At 44.0% G+C, this 20,030-nt stretch carries 20 protein-coding genes; 3 read left to right on the top strand and 17 right to left on the bottom strand.

The features are described 5' to 3' along the window. Positions 1–64 precede the first annotated feature (64 nt). From L0992_03055 to trmJ, 12 genes are all read right to left on the bottom strand, one after another. Complete coding sequence (locus L0992_03055) at positions 65–1,207, bottom strand: bifunctional tRNA (adenosine(37)-C2)-methyltransferase TrmG/ribosomal RNA large subunit methyltransferase RlmN (protein XGB67694.1); 1,143 nt, start codon at positions 1,205–1,207, stop codon at positions 65–67. A 624-nt stretch (positions 1,208–1,831) separates the two neighbouring features. Then, positions 1,832–2,266, bottom strand: coding sequence for a nucleoside-diphosphate kinase (ndk, locus tag L0992_03050; protein ID XGB67693.1), 435 nt, complete (start codon positions 2,264–2,266; stop codon positions 1,832–1,834). Positions 2,267–2,373: 107 nt separating this feature from the next. Next, positions 2,374–3,669, bottom strand: coding sequence for an aminopeptidase PepB (gene pepB / locus L0992_03045; protein XGB67692.1), 1,296 nt, complete (start codon positions 3,667–3,669; stop codon positions 2,374–2,376). Positions 3,670–3,875: 206 nt separating this feature from the next. Next, entirely contained in the window at positions 3,876–4,076 is a 201-nt protein-coding gene (iscX, locus tag L0992_03040) for a Fe-S cluster assembly protein IscX (GenBank protein XGB67691.1), read from the bottom strand. Between the two features lie 117 nt (positions 4,077–4,193). Then, the gene (gene fdx, locus L0992_03035; protein ID XGB67690.1) at positions 4,194–4,532 is read right to left on the bottom strand and encodes an ISC system 2Fe-2S type ferredoxin; all 339 of its coding nucleotides are present in this window, start codon (positions 4,530–4,532) and stop codon (positions 4,194–4,196) included. A 20-nt stretch (positions 4,533–4,552) separates the two neighbouring features. Beyond that, positions 4,553–6,403, bottom strand: coding sequence for a Fe-S protein assembly chaperone HscA (gene hscA / locus L0992_03030; protein ID XGB67689.1), 1,851 nt, complete (start codon positions 6,401–6,403; stop codon positions 4,553–4,555). Positions 6,404–6,425: 22 nt separating this feature from the next. After that, positions 6,426–6,941 carry a co-chaperone HscB gene (gene hscB, locus L0992_03025; protein XGB67688.1) on the bottom strand — a complete coding sequence of 172 codons (516 nt, stop codon included), beginning with the start codon at positions 6,939–6,941 and terminating at the stop codon, positions 6,426–6,428. 84 nt (positions 6,942–7,025) lie between these two features. After that, positions 7,026–7,349, bottom strand: a complete 324-nt coding sequence (iscA, locus tag L0992_03020) for an iron-sulfur cluster assembly protein IscA (protein XGB67687.1) — start codon at positions 7,347–7,349, stop codon at positions 7,026–7,028. A gap of 98 nt (positions 7,350–7,447) precedes the next feature. Beyond that, the gene (gene iscU, locus L0992_03015; protein ID XGB67686.1) at positions 7,448–7,825 is read right to left on the bottom strand and encodes a Fe-S cluster assembly scaffold IscU; all 378 of its coding nucleotides are present in this window, start codon (positions 7,823–7,825) and stop codon (positions 7,448–7,450) included. A gap of 33 nt (positions 7,826–7,858) precedes the next feature. Then, the gene (locus L0992_03010; protein ID XGB67685.1) at positions 7,859–9,073 is read right to left on the bottom strand and encodes an IscS subfamily cysteine desulfurase; all 1,215 of its coding nucleotides are present in this window, start codon (positions 9,071–9,073) and stop codon (positions 7,859–7,861) included. Between the two features lie 27 nt (positions 9,074–9,100). After that, positions 9,101–9,622, bottom strand: a complete 522-nt coding sequence (iscR, locus tag L0992_03005) for a Fe-S cluster assembly transcriptional regulator IscR (GenBank protein ID XGB67684.1) — start codon at positions 9,620–9,622, stop codon at positions 9,101–9,103. 116 nt (positions 9,623–9,738) lie between these two features. Further along, complete coding sequence (trmJ, locus tag L0992_03000) at positions 9,739–10,467, bottom strand: tRNA (cytosine(32)/uridine(32)-2'-O)-methyltransferase TrmJ (GenBank protein ID XGB67683.1); 729 nt, start codon at positions 10,465–10,467, stop codon at positions 9,739–9,741. 181 nt (positions 10,468–10,648) lie between these two features. Here trmJ and suhB point away from each other — a divergent pair, with 181 nt between their 5' ends. After that, positions 10,649–11,452 (top strand): inositol-1-monophosphatase, encoded by an 804-nt coding sequence (gene suhB / locus L0992_02995; GenBank protein XGB67682.1) that lies wholly within the window; start codon positions 10,649–10,651, stop codon positions 11,450–11,452. A gap of 275 nt (positions 11,453–11,727) precedes the next feature. Here suhB and secF read toward each other — a convergent pair whose 3' ends face one another. The 5 genes from secF to queA all read right to left on the bottom strand — a co-directional run bounded on the left by secF (position 11,728) and on the right by queA (position 17,392). Further along, the gene (secF, locus tag L0992_02990; protein XGB67681.1) at positions 11,728–12,675 is read right to left on the bottom strand and encodes a protein translocase subunit SecF; all 948 of its coding nucleotides are present in this window, start codon (positions 12,673–12,675) and stop codon (positions 11,728–11,730) included. Positions 12,676–12,689: 14 nt separating this feature from the next. Further along, on the bottom strand, positions 12,690–14,513 hold the full coding sequence (gene secD / locus L0992_02985) for a protein translocase subunit SecD (protein ID XGB68679.1): 1,824 nt from the start codon (positions 14,511–14,513) through the stop codon (positions 12,690–12,692). A 53-nt stretch (positions 14,514–14,566) separates the two neighbouring features. Next, positions 14,567–14,896 carry a preprotein translocase subunit YajC gene (gene yajC / locus L0992_02980; GenBank protein ID XGB67680.1) on the bottom strand — a complete coding sequence of 110 codons (330 nt, stop codon included), beginning with the start codon at positions 14,894–14,896 and terminating at the stop codon, positions 14,567–14,569. Positions 14,897–15,007: 111 nt separating this feature from the next. Then, positions 15,008–16,144, bottom strand: coding sequence for a tRNA guanosine(34) transglycosylase Tgt (gene tgt / locus L0992_02975; protein XGB67679.1), 1,137 nt, complete (start codon positions 16,142–16,144; stop codon positions 15,008–15,010). 195 nt (positions 16,145–16,339) lie between these two features. After that, a complete protein-coding gene (gene queA / locus L0992_02970; protein ID XGB67678.1) occupies positions 16,340–17,392 on the bottom strand; it encodes a tRNA preQ1(34) S-adenosylmethionine ribosyltransferase-isomerase QueA in 1,053 nt (350 codons plus the stop codon). Between the two features lie 334 nt (positions 17,393–17,726). Between queA and L0992_02965 the strand changes: the two genes are divergently transcribed. Both L0992_02965 and L0992_02960 read left to right on the top strand, forming a co-directional pair. Further along, on the top strand, positions 17,727–18,173 hold the full coding sequence (locus L0992_02965; protein XGB67677.1) for a CBS domain-containing protein: 447 nt from the start codon (positions 17,727–17,729) through the stop codon (positions 18,171–18,173). Positions 18,174–18,610: 437 nt separating this feature from the next. Continuing rightward, complete coding sequence (locus L0992_02960) at positions 18,611–19,015, top strand: hypothetical protein (GenBank protein XGB67676.1); 405 nt, start codon at positions 18,611–18,613, stop codon at positions 19,013–19,015. The last annotated feature ends 1,015 nt before the right edge of the window (positions 19,016–20,030 follow it).

Raw genomic sequence — 20,030 nt, 5'->3', positions numbered from 1 at the left:
CATACCCCAGAAAAGCAACAAGCCAGAAGTAAGACTTCTGGCTTGTTTAGGTTCAATTAGCGTTTTATACCGCTTTTACTTCAATCACACCACCGGCAATCAAGTTCGCTTCTGAGGCTGCTTTGATCATTTTGGTGCGTTTGGTTCTATCAATCACATCACCGACTAACTGACCACATGCGGCATCAATATCATCACCACGAGTCTTACGAACGGTTACTGTGTAGTTGTATTCCATCAGCGTTTTTTGGAAGCGGTCAATACGAGAGTTGCTTGGCTTCTTGTATGGCGAACCCGGGTAAGGGTTAAATGGAATCAGGTTGATCTTACATGGCGTATCTTTCATCAGCTCAGCAAGTTCACGAGCGTGGTCCATATCGTCATTCACATGATCCAATAGAACGTACTCAACCGTCACTTTACCGCGGTTAGCATTTGAAGATGCAATGTAACGACGAACAGACGCTAGGAAGTCTTGAATATCCCAACGATCGTTGATCGGCATGATTTGGCTACGAAGTTCATCGTTTGGCGCGTGTAGAGAAATAGCCAGTGCCACATCGATGTTGTCAGTCATTTGGTCAAGGCCAGAAACAACACCAGAAGTTGATACAGTTACACGACGCTTAGACAGCGCGAAGCCTAGGTCATCAAGCATGATTTCTAATGATGGCATTAGGTTCTTCATGTTCAATAGAGGTTCACCCATACCCATCATTACGACGTTAGTAATTGGACGACGACCTGTTTCTTTCTCTAGGCCGATTTCGCGAGATGCACGCCAGATTTGGCCAACAATCTCTGAAACTTTTAGGTTACGGTTGAAGCCTTGTTGAGCTGTTGAGCAGAACTTACATTCAAGTGCACAACCAACCTGTGAAGATACACACAGCGTCGCACGGTCACCATCTGGGATGTATACCGTTTCAACGTCTTGGTCTCCAACGCTCATCGCCCATTTAATTGTGCCATCTGAAGAGTGTTGAGCTTCAGAAACAACAGGTGCAACAATCTCACAACGACGTTGAAGTTTTTCACGCAGTTTTTTGTTGATGTTGTTCATCTGTTCGAAGTCATCGACACCGAAGTGATAAATCCACTTCATCACTTGCTCTGCTCGAAACGCTTTCTCATTCAGTTCTTCTGTGAAAAATTTACGAAGACCTTTACGATCAAAATCGAGTAGATTGACTTTAGCTGTGGTCATGATGCCTCTCAATGACGGAACAATAATTAAGGGCGCGAATTGTACAGGCTTTACGCAACTTCAACAAGCACTGTAAAACCCTGTGTTTATTAAGACATTCAAACTTAAGCGATTAAAAATTGCACAATTGTATTTGTCGGCTTGAGATTACCCAATTTAAGGAAAAGATTCCCGATTACGCTCCTCCGTCGCTTTCGGGAATGACGTAAATAATCTCCAACAGCTCGGTAAGATTTACTACGAGATTGTAGCCCCCGCAATTCATCGTCACCAGGTCTCTAGCTCCTCAAATCCCGTCATTCCAGAACTGAGGAACGAAGTATCTGGAATCTCCAATAACAAACTCAGATTCCCGACTACGATCCTTCGTCGCTATCGAGAATGACGTAAAAATTTACCCAGTAACTTTCCATTCATAGCCATCAGGTCATGAACTCCTCAAAGCCCGTCATTCCAGAACCGAGGGACGAGGTATCTGGAATCTCCAACAGTCAACAGAGATTCCCGCTTACGCTCCTTCGTCACTATCGGGAATGACGACTAAATTGATTATCGAGAACGCAAAATCCACGTACAAAAAAGGCCTCACCGAAGTGAAGCCTTTAGAATCATTTGCTGTGTCGCTTATTGAGCTGGGCGCGGGCAAATTTCAGATTCTGGGAAGAAGAATTCGATTTCGCGATCTGCAGACTCTGGGCTGTCGCTGCCGTGTACTGAGTTGTAACGCATGCTGATTGCGTAGTCAGCACGGATAGTGCCGCACGCCGCTTCTTCTGGGTTTGTTTTACCCATAAGTTCGCGGTAACGAGCGATTGCGTTTTCGCCTTCAAGTACTTGAACCATGATAGGACCAGAAGTCATGAACTCTTTTAGCGGACCAAAGAATTCTTTACCTTCATGTTCTGCGTAGAAGCCACTCGCTTGCTCTTCAGTTAGACGAACCATTTTAGCAGCAATAATTTCTAGGCCTGCTTTTTCGATACGGTGGTAGATTTCACCAACAAGGTTACGCTTAACTGCATCTGGCTTAACAATTGAGAACGTTCTTTCTAGAGCCATAGGGATTCCTTCACTTCATTTTTTTGTTATTAAATACTGAAATTACTGAGATCTTTCGATCTGAGCTTTAGGAATGAGCGGCACCGAAATACCGCTCACTCTTATTATTATTTTGCTTGGTCAACAAGAAGACGAGCCAGTGTGCGAACACCCATACCCGTTGCACCTGCAGCCCATTTGTCACTTGCAGATTTACGGTAAGTACCCGCGCAATCCATGTGAATCCAACCTTTTTTGTAGTCATCTACAAAGTAAGAAAGGAACGCAGCCGCAGTACTTGCACCCGGCGTGTAATCGCCCGTGCTGATGTTTGAAAGATCAGCAAAGTTTGAAGGCAACATACCACGGTGGAAATCAGCAAGAGGTAGTGGCCATAGGCCTTCTTTCTCTTGGTTTGCCGCCGTGAGCGCTTGGTGAGACAACTCATCGTCGAAACTTAGTAGTGCGTGGTAGTCGTTACCCAGTGCATTTTTAGCCGCGCCCGTTAGCGTTGCACAGTCGATGATAAGCTCAGGGTTTTGTGCGCTTGCGTACATCAGGCCATCAGCAAGCACCAAGCGGCCTTCCGCATCGGTGTTCATGATTTCAACTGTCTTACCATTTTTGTAAGTAATGATGTCGCCAAGCTTCAATGCTCGACCAGAGATCATGTTCTCTGCACAACATAGGATAAGCTTGATGCGCTTGTTCAGACCGCGTTCAATCGCCAGACCTAAGCCACCAGTGATGGTTGCTGCGCCGCCCATGTCAGCTTTCATTGCTGTCATGAATTGACCAGGCTTGATGCTGTAACCGCCTGAATCGAAAGTAATACCTTTACCGACTAGACAAGCAAACACTGGCGCGTTTTCGTCACCTGTTGGGTTAAAGTCCAGTTGTAGCATTGCTGATGTACGCTCAGAGCCACGGCCTACCGCGTAGATGCCTTCCCAACCTTCCGTTAGGAGATCTTTGTCTTTAACGATTTTCGCTTTTACTGTGCCCGCTGGCGCCACTGATTTAATGTATTCAGCCGCCATCGTCGCTAATTGACGAGGTGCCACTTCTTCAGCTGTTTTGTTGATAATGTCACGCGTCCAATCAGTAGCACGGATGCGAGCTTCTAGCTCAGCTTGGTCGGCTTCTGAAAGTGCATCCCATTCCAATGCATTCTTTTTCTTTGGTCCACGGTAGCCTTGGTAAAAAGCCCAAACGCTTTCTAGATCCCAACCTTCACCACGAAGTGAAACGAATGCGATACCTTGTCCGTCAAGCGTACGACCAGCACGTTGAACCGCGCCTAAATCGTGGCCTTCACCAATGTGAATTGTCGCTCCCGCTTCTGAGAACGATAAAATAGCTCTTGCTCCCCACTGAGGCTGGGCAGCTTCTTGACTTAAAAATACTGACATCTGTGTAGACATGATTTCTCCTTGTCACGAACCACTTTGAGTGTGTGATTCTGATTATTTTTTATTAGCGCACTGATGTTAGCATTATGTAGGAGGAAAATGTCATTTTGATAAAAAAACGGACCATAAGGTCCGCTTTTTTTGGTAAGAATTGTTAACTTGGCTGCGTTTTATATTGGAGTGGTTCCAACCCGCGACCAAATCATTAGATGAGAGGATTAATCCATCTCATCCATCCAGCACAAAATAATAGCCTCTAAGATTTTTTCATTCGAGTGGTTAGGCTCGTCATCAAACTCTTCAAGGTCTAGCACCCATTGATGCAGATCGGTAAAACGTACCGTTTTAGGATCAGTATCAGGGTACAAATCACATAGCTCAATTGCGATGTCTCGCGAATCAATCCACTTCAAGCTCATAACACTTCCTTATATTTATTAGCGACGCTTGGTCACCTTTATGATCTATATTCTAGGCCAGTTTTGTTAAACCGTTATATCAGTCATGGCGAAACCACCACGACTGTAGAGAAGTTCTTAGTGATCTTCAGACGCTAGGTTCAATGTGTACTTTGGAATCTCTACTACAAGATCTTCGTTAGCCACTTTTGCTTGGCAGCCAAGGCGAGATTCCATCTCTAAGCCCCATGCCTTATCTAGCATGTCGTCTTCTAGGTCATCACTCTCTTCTAAAGAATCGAAGCCTTCACGAATCACAACGTGACATGTTGTACATGCACACGATTTTTCACATGCGTGTTCAATACCAATACCGGCCTTCAATGCAACATCAAGAACCGTCTCACCAGTTTTTGCTTCTAAAACAGCGCCTTCTGGACATAGATCTTCGTGAGGTAAAACAATAATCTTTGGCATGTTTATCTATTCTCTAACTATTAAATATTATCGACTGACTGACCTGACAGTGCAGCACGAATTGATTTATCCATACGACGAGAAGCAAAGTCTTGGCTCGCTTTGTCGGTATTCTTAATTTCTACTTCAATGGCATCAGCGCTGTCGCCATTGCGCACTTCGATGAGTGTTTCAATCGCTTGTAGCAGCTGCTGCTTTTCTTGTTCGTTAAGCAGTTCGTCGCCGTCAGCTTGCATCGCAGCAATAAGGCCTTCGATAACACGATCCGCTTCTACGCGTTGTTCAGCAAGAGCACGCGCTTGCATGTCTTCTTTTGCGAACGTCATTGAGTCTTTCAGCATGTTCGCAACTTCATCATCACTTAGACCGTAAGAAGGCTTAACTTGAATCTCAGCTTGAACACCCGTACTCTTCTCCATAGCTGTAACCGATAGCAGGCCATCAGCATCAACTTGGTAAGTCACTCGAATATGCGCCGCACCTGCAGCCATTGGAGGAATGCCTTTTAGAGCAAAACGAGCCAGTGAACGACAGTCGTCAACCATTTCACGTTCGCCTTGAACGGTATGCACTGTCATTGCAGTTTGACCGTCTTTGAACGTGGTAAATTCTTGTGCGCGAGCGACAGGAATCGTGGTATTACGAGGGATGATCTTTTCGACCAAGCCACCCATAGTTTCGATACCTAGCGATAAAGGAATAACGTCCAGTAGTAGCATTTCCGAGTCTGGCTTGTTGCCAACTAAAATGTCCGCTTGAATTGAAGCGCCAATCGCAACCACTTCATCAGGGTTAATACTGGTTAATGGCGTGCGACCAAAGAAGTCACCAACCATTTCACGAACAAGTAATGTACGAGTAGAACCACCCACCATCACGACTTCTAGAACTTCGTCAGCGTCAACTTCTGCATCTTTCAAAGCACGACGGCATGAAAGCAATGTTTTCTTCACAAGTGGCTTGATGATCTCTTCAAACTCTTCACGAGTTAATGAACCAGACCAACCCAGCACGTCAACATCAACACTATCCGCTTCAGACAAGCCAATCTTTGCTTCTGTTGCTGCATCAAGAAGAATACGGTTCTGTTCTGCCGTAAGCTCTGATAAGCCCATTTGCTCTTGGAAGTGATCAGCGACTAGATGGTCAAAGTCGTCGCCGCCTAGTGCAGAGTCACCGCCCGTTGCTAGAACTTCAAAAACACCTTTAGATAGGCGCAAGATAGAGATATCAAACGTACCGCCACCTAAATCGTAAACAGCGATAACCCCCTCTTTACCTGAATCCAAACCGTAAGCAATCGCTGCCGCAGTGGGTTCATTAAGAAGGCGTAACACGTGAAGACCAGCAAGTTGCGCCGCGTCTTTCGTACCAGCACGCTGTGCATCATCAAAGTACGCAGGAACGGTGATCACAGCACCAGATAGCTCGCCGCCTAATGTAGACTCAGCACGTTGACCTAACGCTCGCAGAATATCTGCAGATACTTGAATTGGGTTCTTGTTGCCTTGTTCTGTGCGAATCACAGGCAGACCATTATCACTTTCTTCAAACTGATATGGCAGAGACGGGTATCGCTGTTGGATATCTGACAATGAACGACCGATTAATCGCTTCACCGAGATAATGGTATTTTTAGGATCAGTCTGTGCATTTGCACGAGCTTCATCACCAGTCGTGTACGACTCTGACGTATAGTGAACAACGGAAGGCAGAATACTGCGACCTTGTTGATCAACGAGCGTGCTCGCCTCACCACTGCGCACTGCCGCAACCAATGAGTTTGTTGTACCTAAATCAATACCCACTGCAAGCTTATGCTGGTGAGGAGCGGCGCTCTGCCCTGGTTCTGCAATCTGAAGTAGTGCCATGGATGTGTCCTTGTTATACGAACTAGCCGATCAGACGATCTTCAACTAATTCGATTTCATTCTTTAATTTTGCAATAAACTTAAGCTTTCTTACTCGGTCTGCAGCTTCTAACCAAGCTTCGCTGTCGAGTTCTTGTTGGATAGCGCTTAATTGTTGTTTATACATTTTGCTAACCTTTCCTTCAAATGCAAACAATGCATCTTCAGGATCAGAACTGTCGGCGATGTCTTCAAGCTCTTCACGCAATTCCATTTGCTCCATTAGGAACATTGGATCTTGCATGGTCTGCTGCTCGCCGCGAATATCCTCACCATGTTGCACTAACAGGTATTCAGCTCGGCTGATTGGATTCTTCAACACCTGGTACGCATCGTTAATTTGCGCAGCTTTTTGCACGGCTAATAGGCGATCACGCTCAGAAGCTGTGGCAAATTTATCAGGGTGGAATTGGCGTTGCAGATCTCTAAACTGAGAAGAAAGAAGGCTACCATCCAGTTGAAACTGAAGTGGTAGCCCAAATAATTCGAAATGATTCATGTAACGGTGGTCCTAAGTTTAGGCTCTTAAAACAGAGCCTAATTTTATTCTTCGCTCACTATAAACGCTCAACGATTGAGGCGTTTATACATTGAAGCTCTCACCACAACCACATTCGCCTTTCGCGTTCGGGTTGTTGAATTCAAAACCTTCGTTTAGGCCTTCTTTTACGTAATCAAGCTCAGTACCGTCTAAGTAAACTAGGCTCTTTGGATCAATGATGACCTTAACACCTGAATGCTCGAACACTTCGTCTTCTTCGTTAAGCTCGTCAACGAATTCTAGTACATACGCCATACCCGAACAGCCAGTAGTTTTTACCGCTAAGCGTAACCCGATACCTTTACCTCGGTTATCTAGGAAAGCTTGAACTCGGCTTGCTGCCGTATCTGTCATGGTGATGGCCATACTACAACCTTGTGTTTTATATAAATTGAGAACTCAGGGGGAGCACAAAGGATGCTCCCAAATATTACTTTTTTGAAGTGATTACCTTGTAGAAGCGATTAGTGCTTCTTTTTGTAATCCGCAACTGCTGCTTTGATTGCATCTTCAGCAAGAATTGAACAGTGAACTTTCACTGGTGGCAACTCTAGTTCTTCTGCAATTTCAGAGTTTTTGATAGCCGCTGCTTCATCAATGCTTTTACCTTTAACCCACTCAGTTACTAGTGAGCTAGAAGCGATTGCGCTACCGCAACCGTAAGTCTTGAATTTTGCGTCTTCAATAATACCTTCTGCAGATACTTTGATTTGCAGTTTCATTACGTCACCACAAGCCGGCGCGCCAACCATGCCGCTACCTACACTTGGGTCTTCTTTATCAAACGAACCTACGTTACGTGGGTTTTCGTAGTGATCAATTACTTTTTCGCTATATGCCATGATAGTTACCTCGAATCCTCTATTTCCGTGAGATTAGTGATGAGCCCACTCAACAGTGTTCAAATCAATCCCTTCTTTATACATATCCCATAGAGGAGACATGTCGCGTAATTTGTTTACCGCTACACGGATTTGTGCAATCGCGTAGTCGATTTCTTCTTCCGTTGTGAAACGGCCGAATGAGAAACGTACTGAGCTGTGTGCCAGTTCATCGTTCAGACCAAGAGCACGAAGAACGTATGAAGGCTCTAGGCTTGCTGATGTACATGCAGAACCTGATGATACCGCTAGGTCTTTTAGAGACATAAGCAGAGACTCACCTTCTACGAAAGCAAAGCTCACGTTTAGGTTGTGTGGTACACGTTGGTCTAGGTCACCGTTTACCGTTACCGCTTCTAGATCTTGAACACCTTTCAACAGGCGCTCACGAAGTGCTAGTGCGTGATCGTAATCTTTCTGCATGTCTTGCTTAGCAACAGCACAAGCTTCGCCCATACCCACGATTTGGTGAGTAGCAAGCGTACCTGAACGGAAACCACGCTCATGACCGCCGCCGTGCATTTGTGCTTCAAGACGGATACGTGGCTTACGACGAACGTAAAGTGCACCGATACCTTTAGGGCCGTACATTTTGTGAGCTGAAAGTGAGATTAGGTCAACTTTCATCTCTTGTACGTCTAGTGGGATTTTACCCGCAGACTGAGCCGCATCAACGTGGAAGATGATCTTGCGAGAACGACATAGTTCGCCGATTGCAGAGATATCTTGGATTACACCAATCTCGTTGTTAACGTGCATGATAGAAACTAGAACAGTGTCTTCACGCATTGCAGCTTGTAGCTTGTCTAGATCGATGATGCCGTTTGCTTCTGGCTCAAGGTAAGTTACCTCAAAACCTTCGCGCTCTAGTTGGCGACATGGATCAAGAACCGCTTTATGTTCTGTTTTGCACGTGATTACGTGCTTACCTTTCTTCTCGTAAAAGTGCGCTGCACCTTTAATAGCAAGGTTATCTGACTCTGTAGCACCAGAAGTGAAAACAATTTCACGTGGGTCTGCATTTAGTAGGTCAGCAATTTGCTCACGAGCATTATCTACCGCTTCTTCTGCCTGCCAGCCGTAACGGTGTGAACGAGATGCAGGGTTACCGAAGTTACCGTCCATCGTCATGCACTGAACCATTTTCTCAGCAACTCGTGGATCGACTGGGCATGTAGCTGAATAGTCAAAGTAAATAGGCAGTTTCATTTTCTACTCCAATGTAAAAACTGACCGCTAAGAGCGGGCATTAACACCGTGAGGTGCTGCACTAATCGTTGTAGTGCTCGTATTTTTATGTGCAAAACCATTATTAACCGCAAGATCGATATCTTGACGATCAGAAATTTCTAAAACTTCGTTATCTTTCATTAGCTCACCGAGCGTAATGTCGTTTAAGAAGCTGCTGATTCGGGAGCTTAAATCACGCCATAGAGTGTGAGTTAAACAACGACTACCACCTTGGCAATCTGCTCGACCGTGACACTTAGTCGCATCGACTGATTCGTCTACTGCTGCAATCACAGTTCCGACAGCGATGTCGCTCGCTTCAGCACCTAAACGGTAACCACCACCAGGGCCGCGAACGCTAGCAACTAAGCCAGCTTTACGTAACTTAGAAAAAAGTTGCTCTAAGTAAGATAACGAGATGCCTTGTCGCTCTGAAATATCAGCCAGAGGAACTGGGCTTTTTTGCGAATGCAGTGCTACATCTAGCATAGCTGTTACCGCATATCTTCCTTTAGATGTAAGTTTCATATCACACCGTATCCACATTGTTTATGTGGTTGGAATCTTCCCATACCCGACTAAATTGGTCAAGTATTTAGTTGACTATTTTAGTCAGGTATTCACCCTTAACTATTGTATGGGCTTTATTTGTCGTATTTGCTCTTCTCAATCGAAGTCAAAATACCGCGAAGCGTGTTGATTTCTTGCAGTTCTGGACGAGCACGACTAAATAGACGACGTAGCTTGTTCATCACCTGACCCGGCTTATCCTTAGAGATAAATTGGGTATCGATGATCACTTTTTCAAGGTGTTCATAGAACATTTCTAGTTCGTCGTGACGTGGGTACTCATCTTGTTGCTGTGGCTGATATTGGCTAGCCACCATATCAAGGTGTGCAACACGTACTTCGTAGCTGAGTGTCTGTACTGCCATTGCTAGGTTTAGCGAGCTGTATTCTGGGTTAGCTGGAATACATACATGGTAATGACACTTCTGCAGCTCATCATTAGTTAAGCCAGTACGCTCACGGCCAAATACTAATGCTACCGGGTGCTTCTGACCTTCAACTGCAAACTTTTCACCACACTCGCGAGGCTCAAGCATTGGCCATTCAAGCGTACGAGAACGAGCACTTGAACCCACAACCAAACCACAGTCTCTTACTGCTTCTTCAAGAGTAGAAACAATCGTCGCGTTTTCTGCGATGTCACCTGCACCAGCAGCCAGTGCTAAGGTCTGCTCGTCAACTTCACATTGAGGGTCTACAAGAACTAATTGACTCAAACCCATCACTTTCATTGCGCGAGCTGCTGATCCGATATTTCCCGAATGAGACGTACCAACCAGAACGACTTTTACATTGTCTAACATGCTATATGACACCACTTTAAAAATAATCGCGAGATATTAACACATAGCAAAGTAAAATGGTCAGACCCTTCGCGGAATGTGAAACCAAGAGTTCAAAAAATAACCACTTCCCTTTTGGTAAAACTTTGGTATACTCGCCGCCGCTTTAAATTGTTCTTTAACATCTTGTGGGAAAAACCATATGCATCCAATGCTAAACATTGCGATACGCGCTGCGCGTAAAGCTGGCAACCATATTGCTAAATCTCTAGAAACAACTGATAAGATCGAAACGTCTCTAAAAGGTAACAACGATTACGTTACTAACATTGCTCAAGAAGCTGAGTACATGATCATTGAGACAATCAAAGCATCTTACCCAGAGCACAGCATTATTTCTGAAGAGAAAGGCCTGACTGAAGGTAAAGACTCTGACGTACAATGGATCGTTGACCCACTAGATGGCACCAACAACTTTGTAAAAGGTTTCCCTCACTTCTCTGTATCTATCGCGGTTCGCATGAACGGTCGTACAGAAGTTGCTTGTGTTTATGACCCAATGCTAAACGAGCTATTCACAGCTCAACGTGGCGCTGGCGCTCAACTTAACAACGCTCGTATGCGTGTTACTCAACTTAAAGACCTTCAAGGTACTGTTCTAGCGACTGGTTTCCCATTCAAGCAAAAACAACACTCTGAATCTTTCATGAAGATCATCTCTGGTCTATTCATCGACTGTGCTGACTTCCGTCGTACTGGCTCTCCTGCTCTTGACCTATGTTACCTAGCAGCTGGCCGTGTTGATGGTTACCTAGAACTAGGCCTTAAGCCATGGGATCTAGCAGCTGGCGACCTAATCGCTCGTGAAGCTGGTGCTATCATGACTGACTTTGCTGGCGGTACTGATTACATGACTTCTGGTAATGTTGTTGCTTCAAGCGCACGTGGTGTTAAGTCTATTCTTAAGCACGTTCGTGAGAACGCTAACGAAGGCATGCTGAAGTAATTCGGGCCTTACGTTAAAGCTTTCTTATTTAAGGAAGCATAAGAATTTCAAAGCCTCGCAATTGCGGGGCTTTTTTGTATCTGCGATTCCAAGATACGGGATGCGGGATGCGGGATGCGGGATGCGGGATGCGGGCAAGATGGCTCTTAGCTACATTAAGCACAACTCACTTCAACGTTAAATTGTATTGAGCGTCCCTATAGAATACAGACGTAAAAAAACCGCTAGTTGCCTAGCGGTTTTTTTTGGTTTAGCGAAACCTATTAAGCCAAGGCCTAAGGCATTTCGTCAAACTCTTCACCTTCTTTTTCCACTTGTGGTGGCATTAGGTGCTCACGCGTAATACCCAACTTCATTGCTAGTGCAGACGCAACGTAGATAGAAGAGTAAGTACCAACCGTAATACCCAATAGAAGTGCGGTTGCGAAACCGTGAATCATAGCGCCGCCCTGAACGAACAGTGCGATAACTACGAACAACGTAGTACCGGAAGTGATCAATGTACGGCTCAATGTTTGTGTGATTGAGCTGTTCAGAACTTCAGGTGCTTCACCTTTACGCATCTTACGGAAGTTTTCACGAATACGGTCGAATACAACGATGGTATCGTTGAGGGAGTAACCGACTACCGTTAGCAAGGCTGCTACGATGGTCAGGTCTACCTCAATTTGCATTAGAGAGAACACACCTAGTGTGATGATAACATCGTGCGCAAGTGCTAATACCGCACCCGCCGCCAAACGCCATTCAAATCGCACTGATACGTAGATCAAGATACAGATAAGAGAAACTAAGATAGCAAGGCCACCCGCTTCTGTTAATTCGTCACCCACGTTAGGGCCAACGAACTCGATACGACGCATTTCAACTTGCTCACCAGTACCGCTCTCAATAGCAGAAAGGATCTGGTTACCAAGAGTTTCGCCCGCTACGCCATCACGTGGACGTAGACGAACCATAACATCACGAGCTGAACCGAAGTTCTGTACCGTCGCATCACCAAAGCCTTCGGCTTCTAGTGCACTACGGATATCAGGAAGGTGTGCTGGTTGTTCAAAGCCAACTTCAATCAGAGTACCGCCAGTAAAATCTAGACCCCAGTTCAACGATTTCGTTGTTAGAGTGAAGATAGCAGTACCAATCATCAAGATAGAAAAAACAAAGGCAACCTTTGACCAACGCATAAAGTCGATCATTTTGTCTGCTTTTAGAATCTGAAACATATTAATTCCTAGCCTTAGATCGACAGTTTTTTAACGCGTTTGCCGCCATACATCAGGTTCACGATACAACGTGTTCCGACAATAGCTGTAAACATTGAAGTCAAGATACCGATAGACAGCGTTACCGCGAAGCCTTTAATCGCACCAGTACCCACAGCAAATAGAATGATTGCTGTTAGTAGTGTGGTGATGTTGGCATCGGCGATTGTGCTGAATGCGTTCGCGTAACCTTGGTGAATCGCTTGTTGCGGACTGCGTCCATCTCGAAGCTCTTCACGTATACGCTCAAAGATCAGTACGTTCGCATCAACCGCCATACCGACTGTTAATACGATACCGGCAATACCTGGCAGGGTCATGGTAGCCCCAGGAATCATCGACATAACACCGATAATCAACACCAAGTTAGCCATTAGTGCAACGTTCGCAATCAGGCCAAAGCTACGGTAGTAAAGCAGCGTAAATAGCATTACTGCAGCCATACCCCAAACCATCGCCATGATACCCATATCGATGTTTTGCTGACCCATAGATGGACCAATCGTACGTTCTTCTACAATCGAGATAGGTGCAATTAGAGCACCAGCACGCAGTAGAAGTGCCAAGTTATGAGCTTCAGCCGTTGAATCGATACCAGTAATACGGAAGTTACGACCAAGTGCAGACTGAATAGTCGCTTGGTTAATCACTTCTTCGTGCTTACTTAAGATCACTCGGCCTTCAGGTGTTTTACGACCGCTGTCTTTGTACTCTGCAAATACCGTTGCCATTAGCTTACCGATATTCTGACGAGAGAACGCAGACATCTTGCTACCACCTTCGCTGTCTAGCGAGATGTTAACTTGAGGACGACCATATTCATCAACACTTGAACTTGCATCAGTAATACTTGAACCGCCTAGGATAACGCGCTTCTTAAGTACCACAGGGCGACCATCACGATCTTGCTTGATTTCACTACCCGCAGGGGCGCGACCAGAAGCGGCAGCGGCTAAATCAGCACTACTATCAACTTCACGGAACTCAAGTGTCGCCGTCGCACCAAGAATTTCTTTAGCACGAGCCGTGTCTTGAACACCAGGCAATTCCACTACGATACGGCTAGCGCCTTGACGTTGAACCAAAGGCTCAGCAACACCAAGTTCGTTCACACGGTTACGTAGAATGGTAATGTTTTGCTCTACCGCATAGTTGCGGATTTCTTGAAGACGAGTCTCAGTGAAGCTAGCAACCAAAGAAAAACGACCGTTAGATTCAGAATCTACAAACGTCATGTCTTGGTGCTTAGATTGCAGTAGCGATTTCGCTTCAGCAAGCTGCTCTGCGTTACGTAGAATCACTTCAACCGCATCTTTACCAGATGGGCGAATTGCACGGTAACGGATTTTTTCTTCACGAAGTTCGCTACGGAACGCTTCTTCTTGTTGGCCAACCAGCTTTTGCATCGCAGCGTCCATATCCACTTCCATCAAGAAGTGAACACCACCACGTAGGTCAAGACCAAGCTTCATTGGTGCAGCACCAATAGATTCAAGCCAATCAGGAGTTGAAGCCGCTAAGTTTAAAGCAACGATTACGTCTTCATCTAATGCTTCAGTGATGACATCACGGGCACTAATTTGAGAGTCTGTATCGTTAAAGCGAACAAGAATGGAACCGTTTTCTAGAGCAACGGATTTAGTAGAAAGGTTTTCAGCTTCAAGAGCATTGGTGACAGCATCCAGCGTAGACATATCTACAGAGGCGCCACGCGCCCCTGTAACTTGAACTGCCGGATCTTCACCGTATATATTCGGAAGTGCGTACAACGCAGCGATGGCGATAGTAAACACCACCATCAGGTACTTCCATAACGGGTAACGGTTTAGCACAGCGAGGATCCTCTAGCTGTTTATAGAGATTTCAGAGTACCTTTTGGTAGCACTGCTGTAACGAAGTCTTTCTTGATAACTACTTCGTTGTTTGCATTCAGTTCGATAGCAACGTAGTCGCTGTCTTCTGCAATCTTAGTGATCTTGCCGATTAGGCCGCCGCTTGTAAGAACTTCATCGCCTTTGCCCATAGAAGACATAAGGTTCTTGTGCTCTTTAACACGCTTAGCTTGTGGACGGTAGATCATGAAGTAGAAGATCACAGCGAACATACCTAGCATGATAAGCATTTCGAAACCGCCACCTGCTGGTGCACCTTCTGCTGCTGCGTGAGCTTGAGAAATAAACATTTAAAACATCCTCTATTTATATTTTCGTAATTGTTTGTCTAATTGGGTTGCATCCCTTTATTTTCAAGCCCCATCACTCGGAAGAGAGATAGGGCTCGCAAAAAAGAAATACTAAGATTCTTTACCTAGTGGTGGCACTTCACGCCCCATTCTTGCGTAGAACTCTGCAACGAACTCTTCAAAGCGGTCTTCATCGATAGACTGACGAATGTCTGACATTACTCGTTGGTAGAAACGCAGGTTATGAATCGTGTTCAGTCGAGCACCTAGGATTTCGTTACAACGATCCAAATGGTGTAAGTACGACTTGCTGTAGTTCTTACAAGTGTAACAGTCACACTCTGAATCTAGTGGTGTTGTATCGGTTTTATGCTTCGCATTACGGATCTTGATCACACCTTCAGTCACAAACAGGTGGCCGTTACGTGCATTTCGCGTTGGCATTACACAGTCAAACATGTCGATACCACGACGAACACCTTCAACTAGGTCTTCTGGTTTGCCTACGCCCATTAGGTAACGTGGCTTATCTTCAGGTAGTTGAGGACATGTGTGCTCAAGAATACGGTGCATGTCTTCTTTTGGTTCGCCTACTGCTAGGCCGCCAACTGCGTAACCGTCAAAACCAATTTCAGTTAGGCCTTTAACAGATACATCACGAAGGTCTTCGTACACACCACCTTGAACGATACCGAATAGTGAATTCGGGTTTTCAAGCTTGTCGAAGTGGTTACGTGAACGCTCAGCCCAACGAAGAGACATCTCCATTGAGTCTTTTGCTTCTTTGTGTGTCGCAGGGTAAGGCGTACACTCGTCAAAGATCATTACAATGTCTGAACCTAAGTCTTTTTGGATTTCCATAGACTTCTCAGCGTCCATGAAGATCTTGTCACCGTTTACAGGGTTACGGAAGTGAACACCCTCTTCAGTGATCTTACGCATTGCACCTAGGCTGAATACTTGGAAGCCGCCTGAATCTGTCAGGATAGGACCGTGCCAGTTCATGAAATCGTGCAAGTCACCGTGCATCTTCATGATTTCTTGACCAGGACGTAGCCATAGGTGGAATGTGTTACCTAATAGGATTTCAGCGCCTGTGTCTTTCACTTCTTCAGGTGTCATACCTTTTACAGTACCGTAAGTACCTACAGGCATGAATGCTGGGGTTTCAACGGTACCGCGTTCAAACTGAAGTTGACCACGACGTGCGCCGCTATTAGTTTTTTTAAGTTCGTATTTTAATTTCACGAAGCCTCCAATATGCCAGAGAAACAATCTGACTGTTAATTCAGAACCTTAAGCCAAACAAAAGTTCAGTCCAGTGGGCTCTATGAGGAGCGGTCGCGTATTCCTTGCGAGAGATTAGACAGACACCCTGCCCGACTCCTAGCTTACTGCTAGCACCCGTAAATTCTTATGTATATCGTTTATAACTAGCTTAAATTAGCTTGTTTTCTTATTGATGAACATGGCATCACCGTAGCTGAAGAAACGATATTCGCTCTTCACTGCGTGATCGTATGCGCCCATCACGTTGTCGTAACCTGCAAATGCACTCACCAACATAATCAGCGTTGATTCTGGTAAGTGGAAATTGGTAATCAAGCAATCCACCAACTGGTATTCGTAACCAGGGAAGATAAAGATTTCAGTGTCACCGAAGAATGGAACTAACTCTGTGCCTTTCTTCAATGCATCTTGCGCTGCACTCTCTAGTGAGCGAACCGATGTTGTACCAACGGCAATAATGCGTCCGCCACGCGCTTTTGCAGCCGCTACGGCATCAACCACTTCTTGCGGTACTTCAACGTACTCAGCATGCATGTGGTGGTCATTGATGTTGTCGACTTTAACGGGCTGGAATGTGCCAGCGCCAACGTGAAGCGTCACGTAAGCAAACTCAACACCTTTCTCTTTCATGTCAGCCATTAGCTTGTCATCAAAATGAAGACCTGCTGTTGGAGCGGCAACCGCACCTGGCTTCTCATTATAGACGGTCTGGTAACGCTCTTTATCTGCGTCTTCATCTGGACGATCAATATAAGGAGGTAGCGGCATATGACCAACACTGTTCAGAATCTCTAACACGCTTTGGTCAGATGTGAAATGGATTTCAAATAACGCGTCATGTCGCGCCACCATTTCAGCTTCATACTCATCGCTCTCACCAAGGAACAACTTAGTGCCCGGCTTAGGTGACTTAGAACAACGAACATGCGCTAGAATACTTTTCTCATCAAGCATACGCTCAACCAGAACTTCAAGCTTACCGCCTGATGCCTTGCGACCGAATACACGAGCAGGAATAACTCGGGTGTTATTGAAAACAACAAGATCGCCTGGCTCAACCAAGTCTAAAACGTCTTTAAACGAACCATCTGTCAGGTTGCCATTATTGCCGTCTAATTTAAGCAGGCGGCTTGCTGTACGCTCTTCTTGAGGGTAGCGAGCAATAAGTTCATCTGGTAGGTCAAAGTGAAAATCTGAAACTTGCATGTGTCTAGTCTTGTCTTAGTTGATGAGATTTGTGCTGTTGACGAATAATAAATCGTTGCCGCTAATCAATCGTTACAGTAAGTAAACCGTTACCGTAAACAAAGCGCAAACACGACTAAAAATTTCGCAGTGGGCTAGTATAGGCACACGAGCCGCAATAGCAAGGTTTACAGCTATGGATTATTGTAAAGAGGCGTAAAATAATGCTACCGATTCACCGCTTCAAGTTAGAGAATTAGTTGCATAAAACTCCCTCAAAAATGCGCCAGCTCTCAGTTATTTTTTGGATAAAAAACTATAGTAATAGCAACAAATAAAAAATAAGGAGGTTCGTATGATCAAGGTTGAAGATATGATGACTCGCAACCCTCATACTCTATTGCGCTCACACTCACTGGCCGATGCAAAGCACATGATGGAAGCGCTTGATATCCGCCATATCCCAGTCGTCGATGCCGACAGAAAACTGCTTGGTGTGGTTACTCAGCGAGATGTTCTCGCCGCTCAAGAATCCAGCCTACAAAACATCCCACAAGCTCAATCTTTTACCCTTTCAACACCACTCAACGACATAATGCACAAAAGCGTTATGTCGGTAGAACCACGTGCTGGATTAAAAGAATCGGCTATTTATATGCAAAAACACAAAGTTGGCTGTTTACCTGTCGTCGATAACCATGAATTAGTCGGCATTATCACTGATAGCGACTTTGTCACGATAGCGATTAACTTATTAGAGCTACAAGAAGAGGTCGAGCCAGAAGAAGCGGAAGTAGAGTGATATGACAATAAGAAGAGCCTCATAAAACTATGAGGCTCAATATTAGGTAACTTTAATCGATAGAAATGCACTGCCGCTTACCCCGTAACTCATTACAATAAACAACCAATCCGCACACCATATCAAATATAAAACTAGTTGAATAATGTATTGATGAGGTTTATATTACCCGCCATATACAACCACCTCCGTAATAAAGTGAAAAAATCATATTTATCAATAGGCTTGATGTAGAGGTTATAACGAATTCAGCTCCTGTCATTACTTGTATCACTGTTGTTACATTCACAGTAGAGGGTGTAGCTGCTTCTTCCGGAGTGTTGGAAACTTATATAAAAGCAATTGACGACTATTCATTTGGTCCACTTAATAGTTCGGAGAATATACTGGCATCTCATAATGAGATGCCCAAAAAGTTACGGTTCTTGAGAGTACAAATGAAAGTATCAAACTATAAAAACTCAATAATATGCCTAGTTATCATCACTGTATGCAGTTACCCATTCATATACTTCCCTTCTGGAGAGTATGATTCAGATAGAGTTTACTTTGTTACTGTACTAAGCTCATTTTTTGTAATTTTTCTCTTAGTGTTTACCGTGGCACAATTAGCACTGATAATAAAAAATAGGGATGATAAGTACCAAACTAAAAATCATCATATCGGTATTTATTTTATCATAGCCATATCGCTATCTACTTTTTATTACTTTAAGGTTGAAGAGTATAAAGAAACAAGCACTAGTCATGTATATTGCGGATCAATATTAATGATGAGAAGTTCTGTGGGGCTTTTAGAAAAGTTTGCGCTTTCAAAAGAAAAATGTGGTAGCGGTTTATGAATAAATCATTCCCATATTTAAAGTTTTCTTTTTCTAATAGGCTATGCTGTTGTATCTTTTGCACTTTACGAAATTGTTGGAGATACGTACAAATTCTGGACATCTGGCATAGAAAAACAAGCAAAAGTAATACAACTTGATCATATCAACGTCCATGTGAGAGGGTTAAAAACCTATTACTATCTATTAGATATAGAGGGAAAGCGCTCTGTACATAAGTTCAATTTTGAATTGATAGAGAAGCGATACTATAACGTATTATCTATCAACGATGGGGGGGGATAATACTAGGAAATAAAAATAGTAGCCTACTTGATGTTTATTCATCCTTGTTTGGAACACTTCCTGCTTATATGAGTATTGCAGTGCTTTTTTATTTACTTTATGGAGCTTTAAAGTCTCATTTAACAAGACCTAGAAATCCATACAACTAGAAAACTCAGGTTTATCTATCGAATAAATTATCTAGGTTGAATAAGATTTACAGCAGGTCATAGCTTCCGATAAAAATTAGGTTAAATAAAATTAAAAAATATAAATCCCAATCACTTACCAGCACTTACTAGCACTTACTAGCACTTACTAGCACTTAAACAGAACTGCAGCAGAATGAATACAGGAAAATATATGAAACTACGCAAGCACAAACAAGCTATTAGGTTTACGATTATATTATTAATCAGTTCTTACCCTATATTATACTTCCCAATAGGATCTTATAGAACCGATAAGATATATCTCTTATCAATACTACTTACTCCTGCTTTCTTTTGGGTTTTTTTATAAGTATAGTTCAATTAAACTTAATATTTAAAACAAAGAAAGATCATATTAGAATGAAAGATAAAACTTCATATGTTTTACTTGCTATATCGTTCATGCTTTCTTTTCTATATTATTTAAAAATGGAAGATTATAAAACAAACAGCCCAACTCATGTATACTGCGGCCAAGAACTAGAATTAAAAAGCTCGCGTGGTATATTTGAAAAATTCGCTATCACTGAAGAAATGTG

Origin of the sequence: Vibrio pomeroyi, assembly GCA_041879425.1 — a bacterium.
In the GTDB taxonomy this organism is placed as follows: Bacteria; Pseudomonadota; Gammaproteobacteria; order Enterobacterales; family Vibrionaceae; genus Vibrio; species Vibrio pomeroyi_A.
Note: the sequence above shows the minus strand (reverse complement) of the source record. Positions and strands in the feature narration are given on the sequence as shown.